12 protein-coding genes are annotated in these 15,807 nt (G+C 68.7%); 6 read left to right on the forward strand and 6 right to left on the reverse strand.

The features are described 5' to 3' along the window. Positions 1-26: 26 nt before the first annotated feature. From NO930_RS08090 to NO930_RS08105, 4 genes are all read right to left on the reverse strand, one after another. Positions 27-1,025 (reverse strand): zinc-dependent alcohol dehydrogenase, encoded by a 999-nt coding sequence (locus NO930_RS08090; protein ID WP_256403077.1) that lies wholly within the window; start codon positions 1,023-1,025, stop codon positions 27-29. Between the two features lie 166 nt (positions 1,026-1,191). Beyond that, a complete protein-coding gene (gene ftsZ, locus NO930_RS08095) occupies positions 1,192-2,409 on the reverse strand; it encodes a cell division protein FtsZ (RefSeq protein ID WP_137784159.1) in 1,218 nt (405 codons plus the stop codon). 4 nt (positions 2,410-2,413) lie between these two features. Further along, positions 2,414-2,593, reverse strand: a complete 180-nt coding sequence (locus NO930_RS08100; RefSeq protein WP_049984220.1) for a ribbon-helix-helix domain-containing protein — start codon at positions 2,591-2,593, stop codon at positions 2,414-2,416. A gap of 217 nt (positions 2,594-2,810) precedes the next feature. Then, entirely contained in the window at positions 2,811-3,389 is a 579-nt protein-coding gene (locus NO930_RS08105) for a double zinc ribbon domain-containing protein (RefSeq protein WP_256403078.1), read from the reverse strand. Between the two features lie 324 nt (positions 3,390-3,713). Between NO930_RS08105 and NO930_RS08110 the strand changes: the two genes are divergently transcribed. The 4 genes from NO930_RS08110 (at position 3,714) to NO930_RS08125 (ending at position 10,018) form a co-directional block, all read left to right on the forward strand. After that, a complete protein-coding gene (locus NO930_RS08110; RefSeq protein WP_256403079.1) occupies positions 3,714-4,142 on the forward strand; it encodes a DUF7518 family protein in 429 nt (142 codons plus the stop codon). A 21-nt stretch (positions 4,143-4,163) separates the two neighbouring features. Next, a complete protein-coding gene (gene smc / locus NO930_RS08115) occupies positions 4,164-7,742 on the forward strand; it encodes a chromosome segregation protein SMC (protein ID WP_256403080.1) in 3,579 nt (1,192 codons plus the stop codon). Beyond that, positions 7,735-8,691 (forward strand): segregation and condensation protein A, encoded by a 957-nt coding sequence (locus NO930_RS08120; RefSeq protein WP_256403081.1) that lies wholly within the window; start codon positions 7,735-7,737, stop codon positions 8,689-8,691. Before smc ends, NO930_RS08120 begins: the two co-directional genes overlap by 8 nt. Before the next feature lie 82 nt (positions 8,692-8,773). After that, positions 8,774-10,018, forward strand: coding sequence for a glycosyltransferase family 2 protein (locus tag NO930_RS08125; RefSeq protein ID WP_256403082.1), 1,245 nt, complete (start codon positions 8,774-8,776; stop codon positions 10,016-10,018). Positions 10,019-10,105: 87 nt separating this feature from the next. On the opposite strand, the gene NO930_RS08130 is transcribed toward NO930_RS08125, so the two are convergent. Further along, positions 10,106-11,665: a glutamate-cysteine ligase family protein gene (locus NO930_RS08130; RefSeq protein ID WP_256403083.1), complete on the reverse strand. Its 1,560-nt coding sequence runs from the start codon at positions 11,663-11,665 to the stop codon at positions 10,106-10,108. 123 nt (positions 11,666-11,788) lie between these two features. Here NO930_RS08130 and NO930_RS08135 point away from each other — a divergent pair, with 123 nt between their 5' ends. Both NO930_RS08135 and NO930_RS08140 read left to right on the forward strand, forming a co-directional pair. Next, entirely contained in the window at positions 11,789-13,786 is a 1,998-nt protein-coding gene (locus NO930_RS08135; protein WP_256403084.1) for an ATP-dependent DNA ligase, read from the forward strand. A 55-nt stretch (positions 13,787-13,841) separates the two neighbouring features. Then, a complete protein-coding gene (locus tag NO930_RS08140; protein WP_256403085.1) occupies positions 13,842-14,576 on the forward strand; it encodes an MBL fold metallo-hydrolase in 735 nt (244 codons plus the stop codon). A 29-nt stretch (positions 14,577-14,605) separates the two neighbouring features. On the opposite strand, the gene NO930_RS08145 is transcribed toward NO930_RS08140, so the two are convergent. Beyond that, positions 14,606-15,787: a PGF-CTERM-anchored ABC transporter substrate-binding protein gene (locus NO930_RS08145; RefSeq protein ID WP_256403086.1), complete on the reverse strand. Its 1,182-nt coding sequence runs from the start codon at positions 15,785-15,787 to the stop codon at positions 14,606-14,608. Between the last annotated feature and the right edge of the window lie 20 nt (positions 15,788-15,807).

Genomic DNA, 15,807 nt, shown 5'->3' on the forward strand with positions numbered 1-15,807 from the left:
ACCGCTCGCGCCGCGCTCGTCGCCCGTCACGACTCGCCGTACTCTAAGATTACCTGTACCGCGTCGTCGGACCGCGCGTCGAGAAGTTCGTAGGCCTCCGGTGCGCGCTCGAACGGGATCCGATGCGTGATCAGCGCGTCGGCGTCGATCCGATCGAGCCAGCCGAGCGCCTCGTCCATCCGGCGCTCGCGGTCCCACCGCCCCCGCAGCGACGGACTGATAGTCGACACCTGACTGGAGATCAGGTCGATCCGGTCGCGGTGGAACCGCCCGCCGAGATCGACCGGCGCGCGCTTCGCGCCGTACCACGAGCCGACGACGATCCGCGAGTCGTAGCCGACGGCACCGATCGCGTCGTCGAGCGTGCTCGGCCGTCCGGACAGTTCGATCGCGAGGTCCGCGTCGGAGACCGCGTCGCCGACGGCTTTCGGCGTCTCAGTCCGGTCGGCACCCATACCGACGGCGAGGTCGCGCCGGCGCTCGACGGGATCGACCACGACGAGCGAGGAGAGCGGGAACGACGCGAGCAGCCGGGTGACACAGAGGCCGATGACGCCGGCCCCGAAGACGACGACCCGCTCGCCGAGCCGCGGGGCCGCGTCGAGGACGAGATTCGTCGCCGTCTCGACGGACGGGAGGAGCGCGCCGACCGCGGGTTCGGTCCCGTCGGGAAGCGCGACCACGTCGTCGGGTTCGGCCACGAACCGCGTCTGGTGCGGGACGAACCCGAACACCGACCGGCCGAGCCAGTCCGCGTCGACGTCCTCACCGACCGCGTCGACGACGCCGCTCGCGGCGTAGCCGTACCGGAGCGGATACGAGAACTCCCCGTCGAGCGCGTCGAGCGTCTCGTCGACGGGCACGTCCGACGGCGTCTGGTCCCGGTAGACGAGCAGCTCCGTGCCGGCGCTTATCGCCGACGCACGCGTGTCCACGCGGAGTTCGTCGGCGGTCGGATCCCCGACGTCGGCCTCGCGGACCTCGACCGCCTTCGGTCCCGTGAACGCGAGCGCGGCGTCCGTCATCGGTACACTACTCGGTGCAGGGTGCGGTCGGTGGTCGGTCGGTTCCACACCGGCCGAGGCGACTGGAGAGTCGACACGTGACACCGCTAGGCTCGCGCGATGTTAAGTCCTCGCGCCCGTCGCGCGACGAACTACAAAAAGTGGTGACCGTCGAAGCGAGTCGAACTCAGCGGATGACGTCGAGGCCGTTGTTCTTCTCGACGGGTTCGCTGCCGCCGTCGGACTCCCACGCGCCGCGTTCGCCGCCGGAGGCGGCCGCGCCGCCCGCGGAACCGCTCGCCTCTGCCGCACGGGAGCGCGAGTCGCCGAGGTCCTCGCCGTTGACCGCGGCACGGGACTTGTCGGCCTGCTTCTGCGTGGAGGGGCCGAGCACCTGCGCGCTCTGAACGCCCGTCATGATCGCCATGACGCGGACCTTCCCCTTGTACTCGTCCTGAATACGCGCGCCCCAGATGACGTTGGCGCTCGCCTCAAGCCGCTCCGTGATGTTGTTCGCGATTCCCTCGGCCTCCTTCAGCGTCAGGTCCGGGCCGCCCGTGATGTGGACGAGCCCGCCGCTCGCGCCGCGGTAGTCGACGTCCAAGAGCGGGTGGTTCATCGCGTCGTTGACCACCTCTTGGGTCTTGTTCTTGTCTTGGGTCTCGCCCACGAGCATCACCGCGACGCCGCCCTGATTCATGATGGTCGACATGTCGGCGTAGTCGAGGTTGATGAGCGAGGGCTGGGTGATCGTCTCCGAGATCCCCTTCACGGTCTCGGCGATGATCTGGTCCATCACCGAGAACGCCTTCCCGATCGGCAGGTTGGGCACGTAATCGAGGAGCCGGTTGTTGTCGAGGACGATGATCGAGTCGGCCTCGTTGCGGAGGTCCTCTAACCCCTCCTCGGCTTTCACCGTGCGGGCTCGCTCGACGTTGAACGGCGTCGACACCATCCCGACGACGATAGCGCCCTGATCTTTCGCGATCTTCGAGACGACGGGGGCCGCGCCGGTCCCCGTGCCGCCGCCCATCCCGGCCGTGACGAAGACGAGGTCGGCGTCGCCGAGCACCTCTTTTATCGTCCCTTGGGCCATCTCGGTCGCGCGCTCGCCCATCTTGGGGTCGCCACCGGCACCGAGCCCCTGCGTGAGCGACTTGCCCACGAGGATCTTGGTGTCGGCCTCGATCATCTTGAGGTGCTGTTTGTCGGTGTTGATCGCGACCGTGTCCGCGCCGTCGACGCCGATGTTGTACAGACGGTTGATCGTGTTGTTTCCGGCACCGCCGGCACCGACGATGACGATCCGGGGGTCCCCGAACTCGTCGTCGTCGTCCATGCTGGCGTCCATCTCGCGCTTCTCCGCCTCCGCGTTGTCGAGGGCCTCTTGAACGAGATCTTGCATCAGTTTACACCTTCGCCCAGTTGCGGTTGCGGCTGCGCTCCTCGTGCTCGCCGTCCTGTTCGTTCAACATGTCGCGGACGGCAGAGCGGATCGCCTCGCTCCGATTCGGGAACTCCCCCGTCTCGACCATCTGTTCGACCTCGTCGATCTGCTGTTTCGGGATTCGTAGTGTCACACGCTCCATTGGTATTCCCCCGGTAAGACGGCAGGCACGCGACGCGTGTGTCTTACAGCGACGAATCGCCCGACTGCGAGGTCTTCCCCCGCCCCGGACGGCCGCTGTAAGACGACCGTCTTACGCAGTCGTATCCACCGATGCTAGGCTTATAAAACTACCGCCGGACGTAAGACACGAGGCGAAAACGCCGGGATTCGGGCGTATACGAGCGTCTGGAGTGTGATCACCGATCGTTCAACACGTCCGCCGCCGGGGTCCGACGGCCACATCCGGGACAAAACGCCCAGTCGGTCCGGAGCTCGTCACCGCACTCACAGAACGCTCGGTGCGACTGCTTTTCACCACAGTTCGGGCAGTAAACGTGGTCAGAGGGTACGTTTTCGCCACATCCGCCACAGACGTTTTCCCGTGTTTGCACGTCGGGATCGCCCGGCGTCTTACGCGTTTCCGACTCGGCGTCTGTCGCCGTCTCCCGTGTCACACGCGCGTCGCCGTCTTCGGCATTGTTGGCGTCGAGTGTGACGTTTACGTTGATCTCACCGGCGTTTCCGGGCGTATACGCGCGGTCGCCGGGCCGATCGCCGAGCCGGTCGTCTAACGCGGCGTCGAGGCGGTCGGCGATGAGGTCGTCTATCCGGTCCGCCACCGCGGCGTCCAGCGTGGCGTCCGACGCGTCGGACGCGGAATCCGCGTCTCCGAGGTGCGTCCGGAGGGCCTCCCGCATCACCTCGCTCTTAGAGGCGTCACACGCTTCCAGCCGCTCGACGAGGTCGTCGTCGGCCCGGAAGGTGATCTTGCTCATATCCCGGAGATATCGGTCATGGTACAAGAAACTTCCCCTGACGTCTGTCCCGCGTCAGACTCGTTTCAGCCGCGCGAAACATCGGTCAGGCGACCGGATCGCGTCCGAGCGTGTGGCACGCGTCGTCGCCAATGAGCGTCCAATAATCAGATATCTGGTACGTGTCTCACTGTGTGAGACGGGCCACCGGCAGTGTGGAATCACCTGACCTGCCGTGCGGCGGGTGTCTGTTCCGATCCGCCGTGAGTCATCGTTGCTCATGCGGTGTGATCACACATGTGTCTGACGCAGATTTATACGGCCCGCGTGGGCATACGTGAGTATATGAGCAATCGCGTCGAGGATCTCGAACGGCAGGTCTCGGAACTTCAGGCAGCGGTCAACGGGCTCACCGAAGAGCTCGTGGAGATGAAAGAGCGCGTCAGACAACTGGAGGACGCACAGAGCGCGCCCGCCGACACGGCGGCGACCGAAGCGACCGCAGAAGCGCCCGATCCGGAGCCCGCAGACGAGGAGGCGGACGCCGACGCCGACGCAGACGCCGACGGCGAGCGGCGGACCCACTCGGACGACCACGTCGAGGTCGTAGAGCGCACCGGCGACGAGACCGCGTCCCCCGAATCGGCCGCAGACGACGCCGGCGACGACGTGGTCGTCCCCGAACAGGAGGCGACGACGCCGGACGCCGCGACCGATTCGGAGACCGACACGGACGACGAGGCGGAGTCGGACAGCGACATCATCGTCGCGTAAGCCGACGTCACACCGCGACACATGCACATCACTGAAGTCGTTTTGGACGGGTTCAAGAGCTTCGGGCGAACGACGAGGATCCCCTTTTATGACGACTTCACCGTCGTCACGGGGCCGAACGGCTCCGGCAAGTCGAACATCATCGACGGCGTCCTCTTCGCGCTCGGACTGGCGCGCACCCGCGGGATCAGAGCCCAGAAGCTCACCGACCTCATCTACAACCCCGGCCACGACGGCGACGAGGAGGCCGACGGGCCGAGCGAGGCCTCGGTGACGGTGGTGCTCTCGAACGAGGACGGGACGCTGGATCGCTCGCAGGTCGTCTCCGCGGCCGGCACGGAGAACGTCGGTGACGTCTCCGAGATCACGATCAAACGTCGCGTCAAGGAGACGGAGGACAACTACTACTCGTACTACTACCTCAACGGCCGGTCGGTGAACCTCTCCGACGTCCAAGACCTGCTCGCGGCCGCGGGCGTCACGCCGGAGGGGTACAACGTCGTGATGCAGGGGGACGTAACGGAGATCATCAACATGACTCCCTACCAGCGGCGGGGGATCATCGACGAGATCGCGGGCGTCGCCGAGTTCGACGAAAAGAAGGAGGCCGCCTACGAGGAACTCGACACGGTCGAAGACCGGATCGGCGAGGCGGACCTCCGGATCGGCGAGAAACAAGACCGGCTCGACCGGCTCGAAGACGAGCGCGAGACCGCCCTCCAGTATCAGGAGTTCCGCGACGAGCTAGCGGAGTACCGCGGCTACCTGAAAGCCTCCGAGTTAGAGGAGAAACGCGAGACGCTCGCGGACGTCGAGAGCGACATCGACGACGCCGAAGCCGAGCTCGACGACCGCAGAGACGAGCTCGACGCGAAACAGGGGAAGCTCACGCGGTTGGAGGGGGATCTCGCCGACCTCAACCGCGAGATCGAGACCAAAGGCGAGGACGAACAGATCGAGATCCGCTCGGAGATAGAGGAGATCAAAGGCGAGATCTCGCGGCTCGAAGACAAAATCGAGACGGGAGAAGAGCGCGCGGCCGACGCGGAGACCGAGCGTCGCGACGCGTTCGTCCAGATCGACCGAAAAGAGGAGACGATAGACGACCTCGACGCCGAGATCCGCGAGGTGAAAGTCGAGAAGGCGTCGGTCAAATCGGAGATCGCGACGAAGCGCTCAGAGCTGGCGGACGTGGAGGCCGAAATCGAGGGCGCAGACACCGAGTTCGACGAGCTGAAATCCGAGCTGTCCGACAAAAAAGAGCGCGTCGAGTCGCTGCGCGAGGAGAAAAACGAGCTGCAACGCGAGAAGGATCGGCTCCTCGACGAGGCCCGCCGGCGCTCGAACGCGGTGAGCGAGACGCGCGAGGAGTTAGAGGAGGCCCGCGAGTCGATCCCGGAGCGGAAAGCGCGCATCTCGGAGCTGCACAGCGAACTCGATAAGGCACAAAAGAACCAGTCGACCATCGAAGACGGGGTCGCGGACCTGTTCGCGGAGAAGGCCGAGGTCAGCGAACGGCTGGAAGAGGTGGAGGCCGACCTCCGCGAGAAGCAGAACGAGTACGCGAAACTGGAGGCGGCGGCGGACGAGCGCGGTGACGCCTCGTGGCCCCGCGCGGTGACCGAGGTAAAAAACGGCGGCATCGACGGCGTTCACGGCGCGGTCGGCGAGCTCGGATCAGTGGACGCGGAGTACGCCGAGGCCTGCGAGACGGCCGCTGGCGGGCGGCTCGCGAACGTCGTCGTCGACGACGACGGGGTCGGGTCGACGTGTATCGACTACCTCAAGCGGCGGAACGCCGGCCGCGCGACGTTCCTGCCGATCACGAAGATGGACGATCGGGGACTCCCCAGAAAGCCCTCCCAACCCGGCGTCGTCGACTTCGCGCGAAACCTCGTCGAGTACGACGCCGCCTACGAGTCGATCTTCTCGTACGTGCTCGGCTCGACGCTCGTCGTCGAGGACATGGCGACCGCCCGCGAGCTGATGGGAGACTACCGGATGGTGACGCTCGACGGCGACTTAGTCGAGAAGTCCGGCGCGATGACCGGCGGCTCCGGCGGCGGCTCCCGCTACTCGTTCACCAAGTCCGGCGGCGGCAAGCTCGAACGGCTCGCGGCGGAGATATCCGAGTTAGAAGACGAGCGACAGTCGCTGCAGACCGAAATCGACGGGCTGGAAAGCGACATCGACGACGCCCGCGACCGGAAGGCGGACGCCGCGGAGCGCGTCCGGTCGCTCGAGGCCGACGTGGAGCGCGCCGAAGACGAACTCGCGGAGGCGAAATCGCGGATCGACGAGTTGGAGACGGAACTCGACGACCTGGAGGCGGAACGCGAGTCCGTCGACGAGCAGATGAGCGATCTCGACAGCGAGATCGACGGCCTCGACGCCGAGATCGACGAGGTGGAGTCTTCGATCGCGGAGATCGAAGGCGAACTCGCCGACTCGAAGATCCCGGAGCTCTCCGAGCGCGCCGACGAGATCCGCGCCGAGATCGACGACCTCGAAGACCGGATGGGGTCGCTCGACGGCCGACAGAACGAACTGGAGTTAGAGAAGGGGTACGCCGAGGACGCGCTCGACGATCTCCACGACACGGTCGAAGAGGCGCAAAACCGGAAGGCGGACGCCGAGGAGGCGGTCGCCGAGCACGAGACGGCCATCGAAGAGAAAGAGGCCGTTCTCGAAGAGAAACGCGAGGCGATAGCGGACCTAGAGGAGGAGCTGACCGAACTGAAGGCGGAGCGCGAGGACCTCCGCGAGGCGATCACGGAGGCGACCCGCGAGCGCGACGAACAGCAGTCCCGCGTCGCGGACGCGGAGTCGACGCTGGAGAACCTCACCGACCGCCGCGACCGGCTGGAGTGGGAGATCGACGAGCTGGAGTCACAGGTCGGCGCGTACGACCCCGAAGAGATACCCGACCTCGACGAGGTCGAGTCGCGGATCGAGGAGCTGGAGTCTGAGATGGAAGCGTTAGAGCCGGTGAACATGCTCGCGATAGACGAGTACGACGAGGTCGAGGAGGCGCTCGATCGGCTCCAGGAGCGTCGCGACGTGCTCGTCGAGGAGCGCGACGGGATCGAAGAGCGCATCGAGGGGTACGAGGCGGAGAAGAAACGGACGTTCATGGAGACGTTCGAGTCGATAAACGACCACTTCGAGGACATCTTCGCGCGCCTGTCGGCCGGCAGCGGCGAACTCCTCTTGGAGAACCCGGAGGACCCGTTCGAGGAGGGACTGACGATGAAAGCGCAGCCGGCGGACAAGCCAGTCCAGCGGCTCGACGCGATGAGCGGCGGCGAGAAGTCGCTGACCGCCCTCTCGTTCATCTTCGCGGTCCAGCGGCACAACCCGGCCCCCTTCTACGCGCTCGACGAGATCGACGCGTTCCTCGACGCGGTCAACGCAGAGCGCGTCGGCGAGATGATAGAGGAGCTGGCCGCGGACGCGCAGTTCGTCGTCGTCGGCCACCGCTCTGCGCTCTTGGAGCGCTCCGACCGCGCCATCGGCGTCACCATGCAGGGCGACAACCTCTCCGCCGTGACCGGGATGCAGTTCGGCGACGGCGACGAGGAGGTGACCGCGGATGACTGACGACGGCGCGGCCGACGCCGGCGCGAGCGGCGGCGTTCCCGACCTCGACCTGACGAGCGAGCGCGACGGCGGCCGTGGGGGCGACGGCCCCGCGTTCGGCGGCGGAGACGACTCCACCCCGCCGGGCGACGGCGGCGCTGCCGAGGCGGACGACGACGAGGTCGAACCCGTCGAACTGCTCGTCCAACTCGCCGAGGAGGGGGAGATCGAGCCGTGGGACATCGACATCGTACAGGTGACGGACGCGTTCTTGGACCGGCTCGACGAGACGGACCTTCGGACCACCGGCCGCGCGCTGTTCTACGCCAGCGTCCTCCTGCGGATGAAAAGCGACGGAATGTTGTCTGACGACGACGGCGAGGACGCCGAGCCTGAGCCGGAGCCGTGGGAACGCGCGATGGAGGGCGGCGCGCCGGACCCCGCCGACGGCGATTTCGATCCGGTCGACGAGCTGGAAGCCGAGATCGACCGGCGGCTCGACCGCAAGAGCACTCGGGGGTCGCCGGAGACGCTCGACGAGCTCGTCCGAGAGCTTCGGGAGGCCGAGCGCGGCTCGTGGTGGAAACAGTCCCGCGAGTACGACACCTCCGACTCGCCGAGCGGCTACGCCCGCGGCACGCAGACGCTCGACTACCACACGGGCGACGAGTTCCGTCGGGACGGCGAGCCGACCGCGGGAGAGGCGACCGACCGCACCCACGACGAGGACATAGAGGAAGTCATCGTGGAGATCGACAACGCCCTCCGGACCCACTTCGACCGCGGCCGCACGGAGGTGTTGTTCGCGGAGATCGAGACGGCCGGCGGCCGCCCGTTCATGACGTACCTCGCGCTGCTTTTCATGGCACACCGCGGTACCGTCCGACTGCAACAGGACGAACTGTTCGGCGACCTCTGGGTGAGAGACCCCGCGGCCACGACCGCCGACTCCGAGGCGGTCGCGGACTGAACGAGAGGTCCGCGAGAGTCACGGCGCGTCCGACTGAGACAGGTCAACACGTTGATGTCGCTTCCGACAGAGGTGACTGACAGTGATCGAGTTCGCCGCCGCCAACCCGGCGCTCGCCGCCGTCGTCGCGGCGCTTTGGATCGCCCTCGCGTTGTACGGCGCGTCTGCCGCGTGGTGGCTCGTCGAGGCGACCGTGCTCGCGCGCGGGGGTGGCGTCGACCCCGAGGAGGTCGAGTGGGGGTACGACGACGTCCAAGTGCGGATCTTGACCATCGACGCCGAGCCGGTGGTACAGGCGACGGTGAACGCCGTCCCGGACGGGATCGACGACGTCCGCGTGATCGCCGAGGCGGACATCGAAGTCGACGGCGCGGACGTCCACGTCGTCCCCGGCACCTTCGAGTGTGACGCGACGAACAAGGGCCGGGCGGTCGAGTGGGCGCGCCGACACGTCCCCTGCGACCGCGAGTACGTCCTCTACCTCGACGAGGACACGATCATGTCCGGCTTCGAGGGGCTCCCGGACGCCGACGTGGTCCAGTTCACGGAGAAACCGCTGTACACCGGCTCGCGGATCGCGTATCTGAGCGAGGTGTTCCGGGTCGGCTACCAGTACGAGCAGTTCGCGTTCCACCGGCTGCGATACCCGTTGTACGCGTGGGGCGGCGGCGTGGCGGTCCGGTCGTCGCTCGAACGCGAGATCACGTGGGACGTGGCGACGATCACGGAGGACACGAACTTCATCTGGCGGGCCGCGGACGAGGTCGGCGTCTCATTCGCCGTGCTCGACGTGCGGTTCCGCAATCAGGCTCCCCCGTCGCTGCGCGCGATGACGAAACAGCGCCGACGGTGGATCTCGGGCACGCGCGCCGACGGACACCTGCTCCCGCTCGCGTACCGGCCGCTGTACTACACGCGGATAATCGCGTGGGCGTTCTCACCGCTCGTTCCGCTTCTCGTGCTCGCGTCGCTCGTCTTCCCGGGCACCGCTCCCGGCATGGAGTGGTATCGGACCGCCTCGCTGGCGCTTTTCTGCATCCTGTTCGTCTACACGCTCGTCGGTGCGGCCGCATATGACAAACACCCGCTCACGTGGCCGCTGTACCTCCTCTTGACGCCCGTCGCCTTCCTCGCTCACTCGGCCGGGGCGCTGTGGGGCGTCGTCAGCCCCGTGACGACCTTCGAGGTGACGGAAAAGGTGACGCCGGACGTGATCGAATCCGTCCACGAGTCGATGGAAGACGGCGCGCTCAGCGAGCACGACGGCGCAGAGCGGCTGATGCGCGAGGCGGACGAGGAGTTCACCTTCGACGTGTTCGACGACTAGCGCGCGGCCGCCGTCAGCGACCGCGGCCGCGGATCGCGCCGGTCTCCGTGCCCGCTCGGTTGCCGCTCGTTTCCGGCCACTCACCGCTCACTCGCCGTCGATCCACGCGGAGAACCCGCCGTCGATGAGCGTCTCTGACTGCTTGTCGATGTACTCTCGCTGGGTGTCGGAGAGGGCGGTCTCGAAGTCGTCGCCGTCGTCGAGCCGCGCGCGGACGCGGTCGCGCTTCCAGCTCGCCGGCGTGGTGCGGTTCGCGACGCGCCACCGAAGCGGCGCGATCCACGCGGCCGCCTCGTCGTCCGCACAGCCCGCGGTCCGGAGCCCGGCCTCCGCGTGGTCGAGGATGTCGGCGAACAGCGCGTCGGTGTCCGTCGTTCGCTCGCCGTCGGGCCCGATCCACTCGATGTCGGCGTCGAGTCCGTCGGCCACCGCGGCGTAGAAGTTGTCGCGTGCGGTCTCCCACTCCAACCCGATCACGGGGTGTTCGCGCTGCGGGAGCGCCTGCATCAGCCCGGCGAACGCGCTCTGGAACGCGATCGAGTCGCGGACCGTCGGCTGACCGGGAATCGGCCGGAACTCGATGCGGGCGTTCGCGGCGGAGCGGCTCGCGCCCTCGAAGACGGGACGGACCCACCGCCAGTAGCTCCCGTGTTTGGTCCGGAAGGTCGCGAACGCGTCGTCGAACCGGTCCGTCCCGTCGGACTCCGGCATCGGGATCAGCGTCTCGTCGCCGGCGATCCGGTCGACCGCGGTCTCCACGTCGTGGAACTCCCGCGGGAACCGGACCTTGTCCGCGTCGGTCCGGGCGTTGAGCACGGACTCGAACACGTGGATCCGGTTCTCGGTCGCCCCCTCCGCGAGCACGCGCTCGCCGTCCCAGTCGTCGTCGTACAGCTCCGGCGGGAAGAAGGGAGAGTTGACGCCGAGCGCGAGCAGCGGCCCGGCGATCCGGAGCGCGTACCGGAAGTGCCGCGGCAGCGTCGTCGCCTGCGCGACTTGGAAGTGCGGCTGGATCGAGGTGATGAGGCTCTCCGGCATCACCGTGTCGGCGGAAAGCGACACGCCCGGCGCGTCGACTGACACGTCCGTCGCGCCCGCGCCCTCGGTGTTGGCCATCGCGTGGTACCGGACCGAGTCGCTCATGTTGACCGCGACGGTCACCCCGTCGACGTCGACGCTGTCGGTGAGGTATCCCGCGGCCGTCTCGCCCGCCGGGGGGATGGTCCAGATCCCGTCTGAGACGAGCCGCATCCCCTCGACGCCGGCGGTGTTCTCGGCGGCCTCCAGCCGCGCGCGGACCTCCGCGAGTTGAGCCATCAGCCCGTGGTCCGAGAGGGGCTGCGGGCTCGTGGACATCTCCGCGTTGTGTAAGCCGAGCTCCTTTTCGAAGCCCATGAGCTCCAGCATTCGGCGCGGAACGCGCATCAGCGCGTAGTCGCCCGCGCGGGACTCCTCGCTCCACCGCCCGTCCGCGACGGCGTAAAACTCGTACTCGAAGCCGACGATCGACTGGTGGTTGTCGAACGAGCCGTCTCGAAGCTCCTGTTTGACGATCTCCGCCTCCTCCTCGGCGCGGGCGGCGAACTCGTCGGGGTCGACCGCGAGCGCCTCGCGGACGCCGTCGGCGAGGGCGGACTCGGTGCTCATGCGACGGTCGACGGACCGCCCACCTAAAAAGGGCAACGGCCGATCGGCGGCGTGCGAGCGGTCACCACGCCCCGGCGTCCGACGTACCGGCGCGTTTTTGCCCGCCGATCGACGACTCGGCGCATGGAGTTCGCCGCGTTCGCGGAGCGAGCCGAGCGGCTGGCCGACGAGCCGGGCGACATCGAGACGACGCTCGCGGTCGCCGAGCTGCTCGTCGCCGCGGGCGACGCATCCGGAGACGACGACGCGGGCGACGGTATCGACGCAGACGACCTCTCCACGGTCGTCCGGTTCCTGCTCGGCAGCGTGTTCCCCGCCCACGACACGCGAACGCTGGACGTGGGGCCGGCCATGTGCCGAGAGGCGCTCGCGAAGGCCGCCGGACCCAACGTCACCGCGGCCGACGTCGAAGACCGGCTCGCGGCCGAAGGCGAGATCGGCGCGGTCGCCGCCGACCTCGACCTCGGCGGGCAGCGCGGGCTCGCCGCGTTCGGCGGGGACAGCGAGCCCGGAGACGTCGGTCGCGACGCGCTCACCGTTCGCCAGGTCGACGCGGAGCTTCGATCGATCGCGGCCGCCGCGGGCGACGGCAGCGAGTCGCGCAAACTGGACGCGCTGTTCGGACTGTTCAACCGCTGTGGCCCGGCCGAGGCCAAGCTGCTCGCCCGCCTCGTGCTCGGGGAGATGCGACTCGGCGTCGGCGAGGGAACCGTCCGCGACGCGGTCGCGGAGGCGTTTCTCACGGCCGAGGGCGACGCGTCTGGCGACGCAGACGGCGAGGACACAGGGAGCGAGGAGCCGGCTCTGCGAGCCGACAGCGAGTCGGTCTCGGCCGTCGAGCGCGCCCTGCAGGTGACGAACGACTACGGACGCGTCGCCCGGCTCGCGCGCGACGAGGGGGTCGCGGGACTCCGGGAGGAACGCCTCGAAGTCGGTCGCCCGGTCCAGGCGATGCTCGCGCAGGCGGGGACCGCGACCGACGCGGTCGAGTCGTTCGGCGAGGTCGCCGTCGAGACGAAGTTCGACGGCGCGCGGGTGCAGATACACTACGCGCCCGGCGGCGAACCCGGATCCGGCTCGACCGCGGACGGGACGGCCGACGCCGACGGGAGAGCCGACGCCGAACCCGACGGCCTCGGCCCCCGGGTCTACTCGCGCAACATGGACGACGTGACGGCCGCCCTCCCGGAGATCGCGGAGTACGTCGAATCGCGGGTCGACGCGCCGGTCATCCTCGACGGCGAGGTCGTCGCGGTCGACGACGACGGCGATCCGCTCCCCTTTCAGGAGGTGTTACGACGCTTCCGGCGGAAACACGAGGTCGACCGGATGCGTGAGGAGGTGCGGCTCCGGCTGCACGCGTTCGACTGCCTCCACGCCGACGGCACAGACCTCCTCGATTCGCCCCTCCGGGTCCGTCACGAGCGGCTCGTCGACGCGCTCCCGGACGCGGCCGCCGGCCTAGAGGTCGCGACCGACGCCGAGGCGATCGCGGCCGCCGAGCGAGCCGCGCTGGAGGCCGGCCACGAGGGCGTCATGCTGAAGAACCCCGAGTCGACGTACACGCCCGGCGACCGCGGCCGCGACTGGCTGAAGCGCAAGCCCGACGTGGAGACGCTCGACGCGGTCGTTGTGGGCGCGGAGTGGGGCGAGGGACGTCGCGCCGAGCAGTTCGGGACGTTCCTACTCGGGGTTCGTGACGAGTCGGGAGGGTCGGGTGAGTCGGGCGCGTCGGGCGCGTCGGGCCCCGCGGACACCGACGTCACCGTCGAGACCGCGTCGACCAGCGGCTACGCGACCGTGGGAAAAGTCGCCACGGGCGTCACCGACGCGGAACTCGCAGATCTCACGGAACGGCTGAAGCCGCACGTCGTCCGCGAGGAGGGGACGACGGTCGCGTTCGACCCGGCGCTCGTCGTCGAGGTCGGATACGAGGAGATCCAGCCGTCGCCGACGTACTCGGCCGGCTACGCGCTCCGGTTCCCGCGGTTCGTGGGCGTCCGCGAGGACAAGAGCGTGGGCGACGCCGACTCGCTGGAGCGGGTGGAGCGGCTGGCGGGCGCGGATGGCGAGTCGGCTGACGATGCGGATGACGAGTCGGTCGATGACGCGGACGAGTGATCCGACCGAGACGCGCGATGGCCACGCTCAAGACGGTCGGCGTCGGACTCACTCCATGACCGTTCGATACGACGAGTTCACCGTCGAGTGGCTCGGCTACGCGACGGCGCGGCTGGAGGCCGCGGGCGGCCCGGTCGTCTACACCGACCCCGGCCGATACGGCGTCTTGGACGACTACTGGGCGCGCGACGGCGACCTCGTCGTCGTCACCCACGACCACCACTACGACCCCGCGGGAATCCGGTCCGTCGCCGCCGACCACGCGACGGTCGTGATCTACGACGCCGTCGACCCGGCCGGGATCGACCGCGACGTGGATCCGATCGAGTCGCTCGCGGCCGACTACGACGTGGTCCGCGTCGACGACGCGGCGCGCGTGGACGTCGACACCCCCGCCGGCGCGGTCACGTGCTGGTCCGTTCCGGCGCACAACGACCCCGAGGGGCCGAACGCCGGCCCGAACGGCTCGGTGGTCCACCCGCCGGGGTTCGGCTGTGGCTTCCTCCTCTCCGTCGGCGGCCGAACCGTGTTCTGGCCCGGCGACTCCGACGCGCTCGACGGGTTCGCCGAGCTCGACGTCTCGATATTCCTCGCGAACATCGGCGGGGGCGGACTCGTCTCCGACCGCCGCGCGGCGGCCGACCTCGCCGAGGAGCTGGACCCCGATCTGGTCGTCCCGATCCACTACGACACCTTCGACCGACTCGAAGCCGACGGCGAGGCGTTCGCGGGCGACGTGGCCGCGCGGTCGATCCCGGTCGCGCTCGACGCGCGCTCGGCGAACCAGTAGGTCGCGTCGCCGTCTTTCGGGCTCCGATCTCAGTTCCGACGCGCTCGCAGCGCGACCGCGAGCGTCGCGAGCAGGGCGGCGACGACCCCGAAGCCGGGCGCGGCAGCGCCGGTCTCGTCCCCGTCGGAAGCCTCCGTTTCGCTCTCGTCCACCCCGTTCCCGTCCGCTCCGTTCTCGTCCGTCTCGCTCCCGTCCGCTCCGCTCCCGTCGTCATTCGTTTCCGCCTGCGCCTGCCGGTCCGCGATCGCGGTCGAGAGCGCCGTCGTCGTCTCGATCACGCTGCGCGGCGCGGGCTGGTTGAGGTAGTTCCGATCTAACACGACGTAGTTCCGCTCGACGCCCGCGGTCGTGCTCGCGTACGGCTCCTCGTCGAGGATCGGCGCGTCGGGATCGGTGACGATGATCAGCTCGGGGTCGGTCTGGAGGATCACTTCGTTCGACAGCTGCGGGTAGCCGTCTCCCTCCTCGGCGGCGACGTTGTCGACGCCGCCGACGCGCATGATCTCGTCGATGAACGTGTCGCCGCCGGCGACGAACCCGTCGCCGAGCGGGTACAGCGCCTTCGGCCGGTCGACGTCCGCGGTCCGCGCCTCCGCGTCCGCGACGGCCGCGGCCATCTCCTCGTTGGTCGCCGCCGCGGCCTCGCAGTTGCCGACCAGCCGACCGGTCGTCGTCGTCTTCGCCGCGATGTCGTCGACGCTCGTCGCCGCGGGGAAGTGGTAGACGGTGAGCCCCTGCTCGCGGAGGTCCGCGACCTGATCGGCGGAGGCGTTCGGGGCGAGCACGAGGTCCGGGTCCGCGTTCACGACCTTCTCGACGCTGACGCCGAGCCCCTCGGCCGAGACGTCCGTCTTCTCTCCGGCTCCGTCGAGGTACGCCGCGAACTGCGTCACGCCGACGACGCGGTCGCGCGCGCCGATCTCCCAGAGCGTCTGGGCGGCCGATGGGTTCACCGTCACGATCCGCTCGGGTCGCTCGTCGAGCGTGACCGTCGTCCCCGTCGCGTCAGTCAGTTCGACCGGGAATTCACACGCGTCGGTGGCTCCGCCGCCGGCCTGCAGCGCCGCACCGCCGGAAGCTGCGGCGGTAGCGGAGGCGGCGTGGTCGGCATGTGCTGCCGCTGGCTGGGCGTCCACGGGTGCGGCGGTGACGCCGCCGGCGATCGCGCTCGTCACGAGCAGGGCCGCGACGAAGACGGATGTGAGTCGCATCGGATCGACGACGGCGCGCA

Origin of the sequence: Halorubrum salinum (assembly GCF_024494575.1) — an archaeon.
Classification (GTDB): domain Archaea; phylum Halobacteriota; class Halobacteria; order Halobacteriales; family Haloferacaceae; genus Halorubrum; species Halorubrum salinum.

Bases quoted from the DNA above. Each gene is read 5' to 3' on its own strand.
- NO930_RS08120 (WP_256403081.1), top strand. From the start codon at position 7,735: ATGACTGACGACGGCGCGGCCGACGCCGGCGCGAGCGGCGGCGTTCCC.
- NO930_RS08100 (WP_049984220.1), bottom strand. From the start codon at position 2,593: ATGGAGCGTGTGACACTACGAATCCCGAAACAGCAGATCGACGAGGTC.
- NO930_RS08105 (WP_256403078.1), bottom strand. From the start codon at position 3,389: ATGAGCAAGATCACCTTCCGGGCCGACGACGACCTCGTCGAGCGGCTG.
- ftsZ (WP_137784159.1), bottom strand. From the start codon at position 2,409: ATGCAAGATCTCGTTCAAGAGGCCCTCGACAACGCGGAGGCGGAGAAG.
- NO930_RS08110 (WP_256403079.1), top strand. From the start codon at position 3,714: ATGAGCAATCGCGTCGAGGATCTCGAACGGCAGGTCTCGGAACTTCAG.
- smc (WP_256403080.1), top strand. From the start codon at position 4,164: ATGCACATCACTGAAGTCGTTTTGGACGGGTTCAAGAGCTTCGGGCGA.
- NO930_RS08135 (WP_256403084.1), top strand. From the start codon at position 11,789: ATGGAGTTCGCCGCGTTCGCGGAGCGAGCCGAGCGGCTGGCCGACGAG.
- NO930_RS08145 (WP_256403086.1), bottom strand. From the start codon at position 15,787: ATGCGACTCACATCCGTCTTCGTCGCGGCCCTGCTCGTGACGAGCGCG.
- NO930_RS08090 (WP_256403077.1), bottom strand. From the start codon at position 1,025: ATGACGGACGCCGCGCTCGCGTTCACGGGACCGAAGGCGGTCGAGGTC.
- NO930_RS08130 (WP_256403083.1), bottom strand. From the start codon at position 11,665: ATGAGCACCGAGTCCGCCCTCGCCGACGGCGTCCGCGAGGCGCTCGCG.
- NO930_RS08140 (WP_256403085.1), top strand. From the start codon at position 13,842: ATGACCGTTCGATACGACGAGTTCACCGTCGAGTGGCTCGGCTACGCG.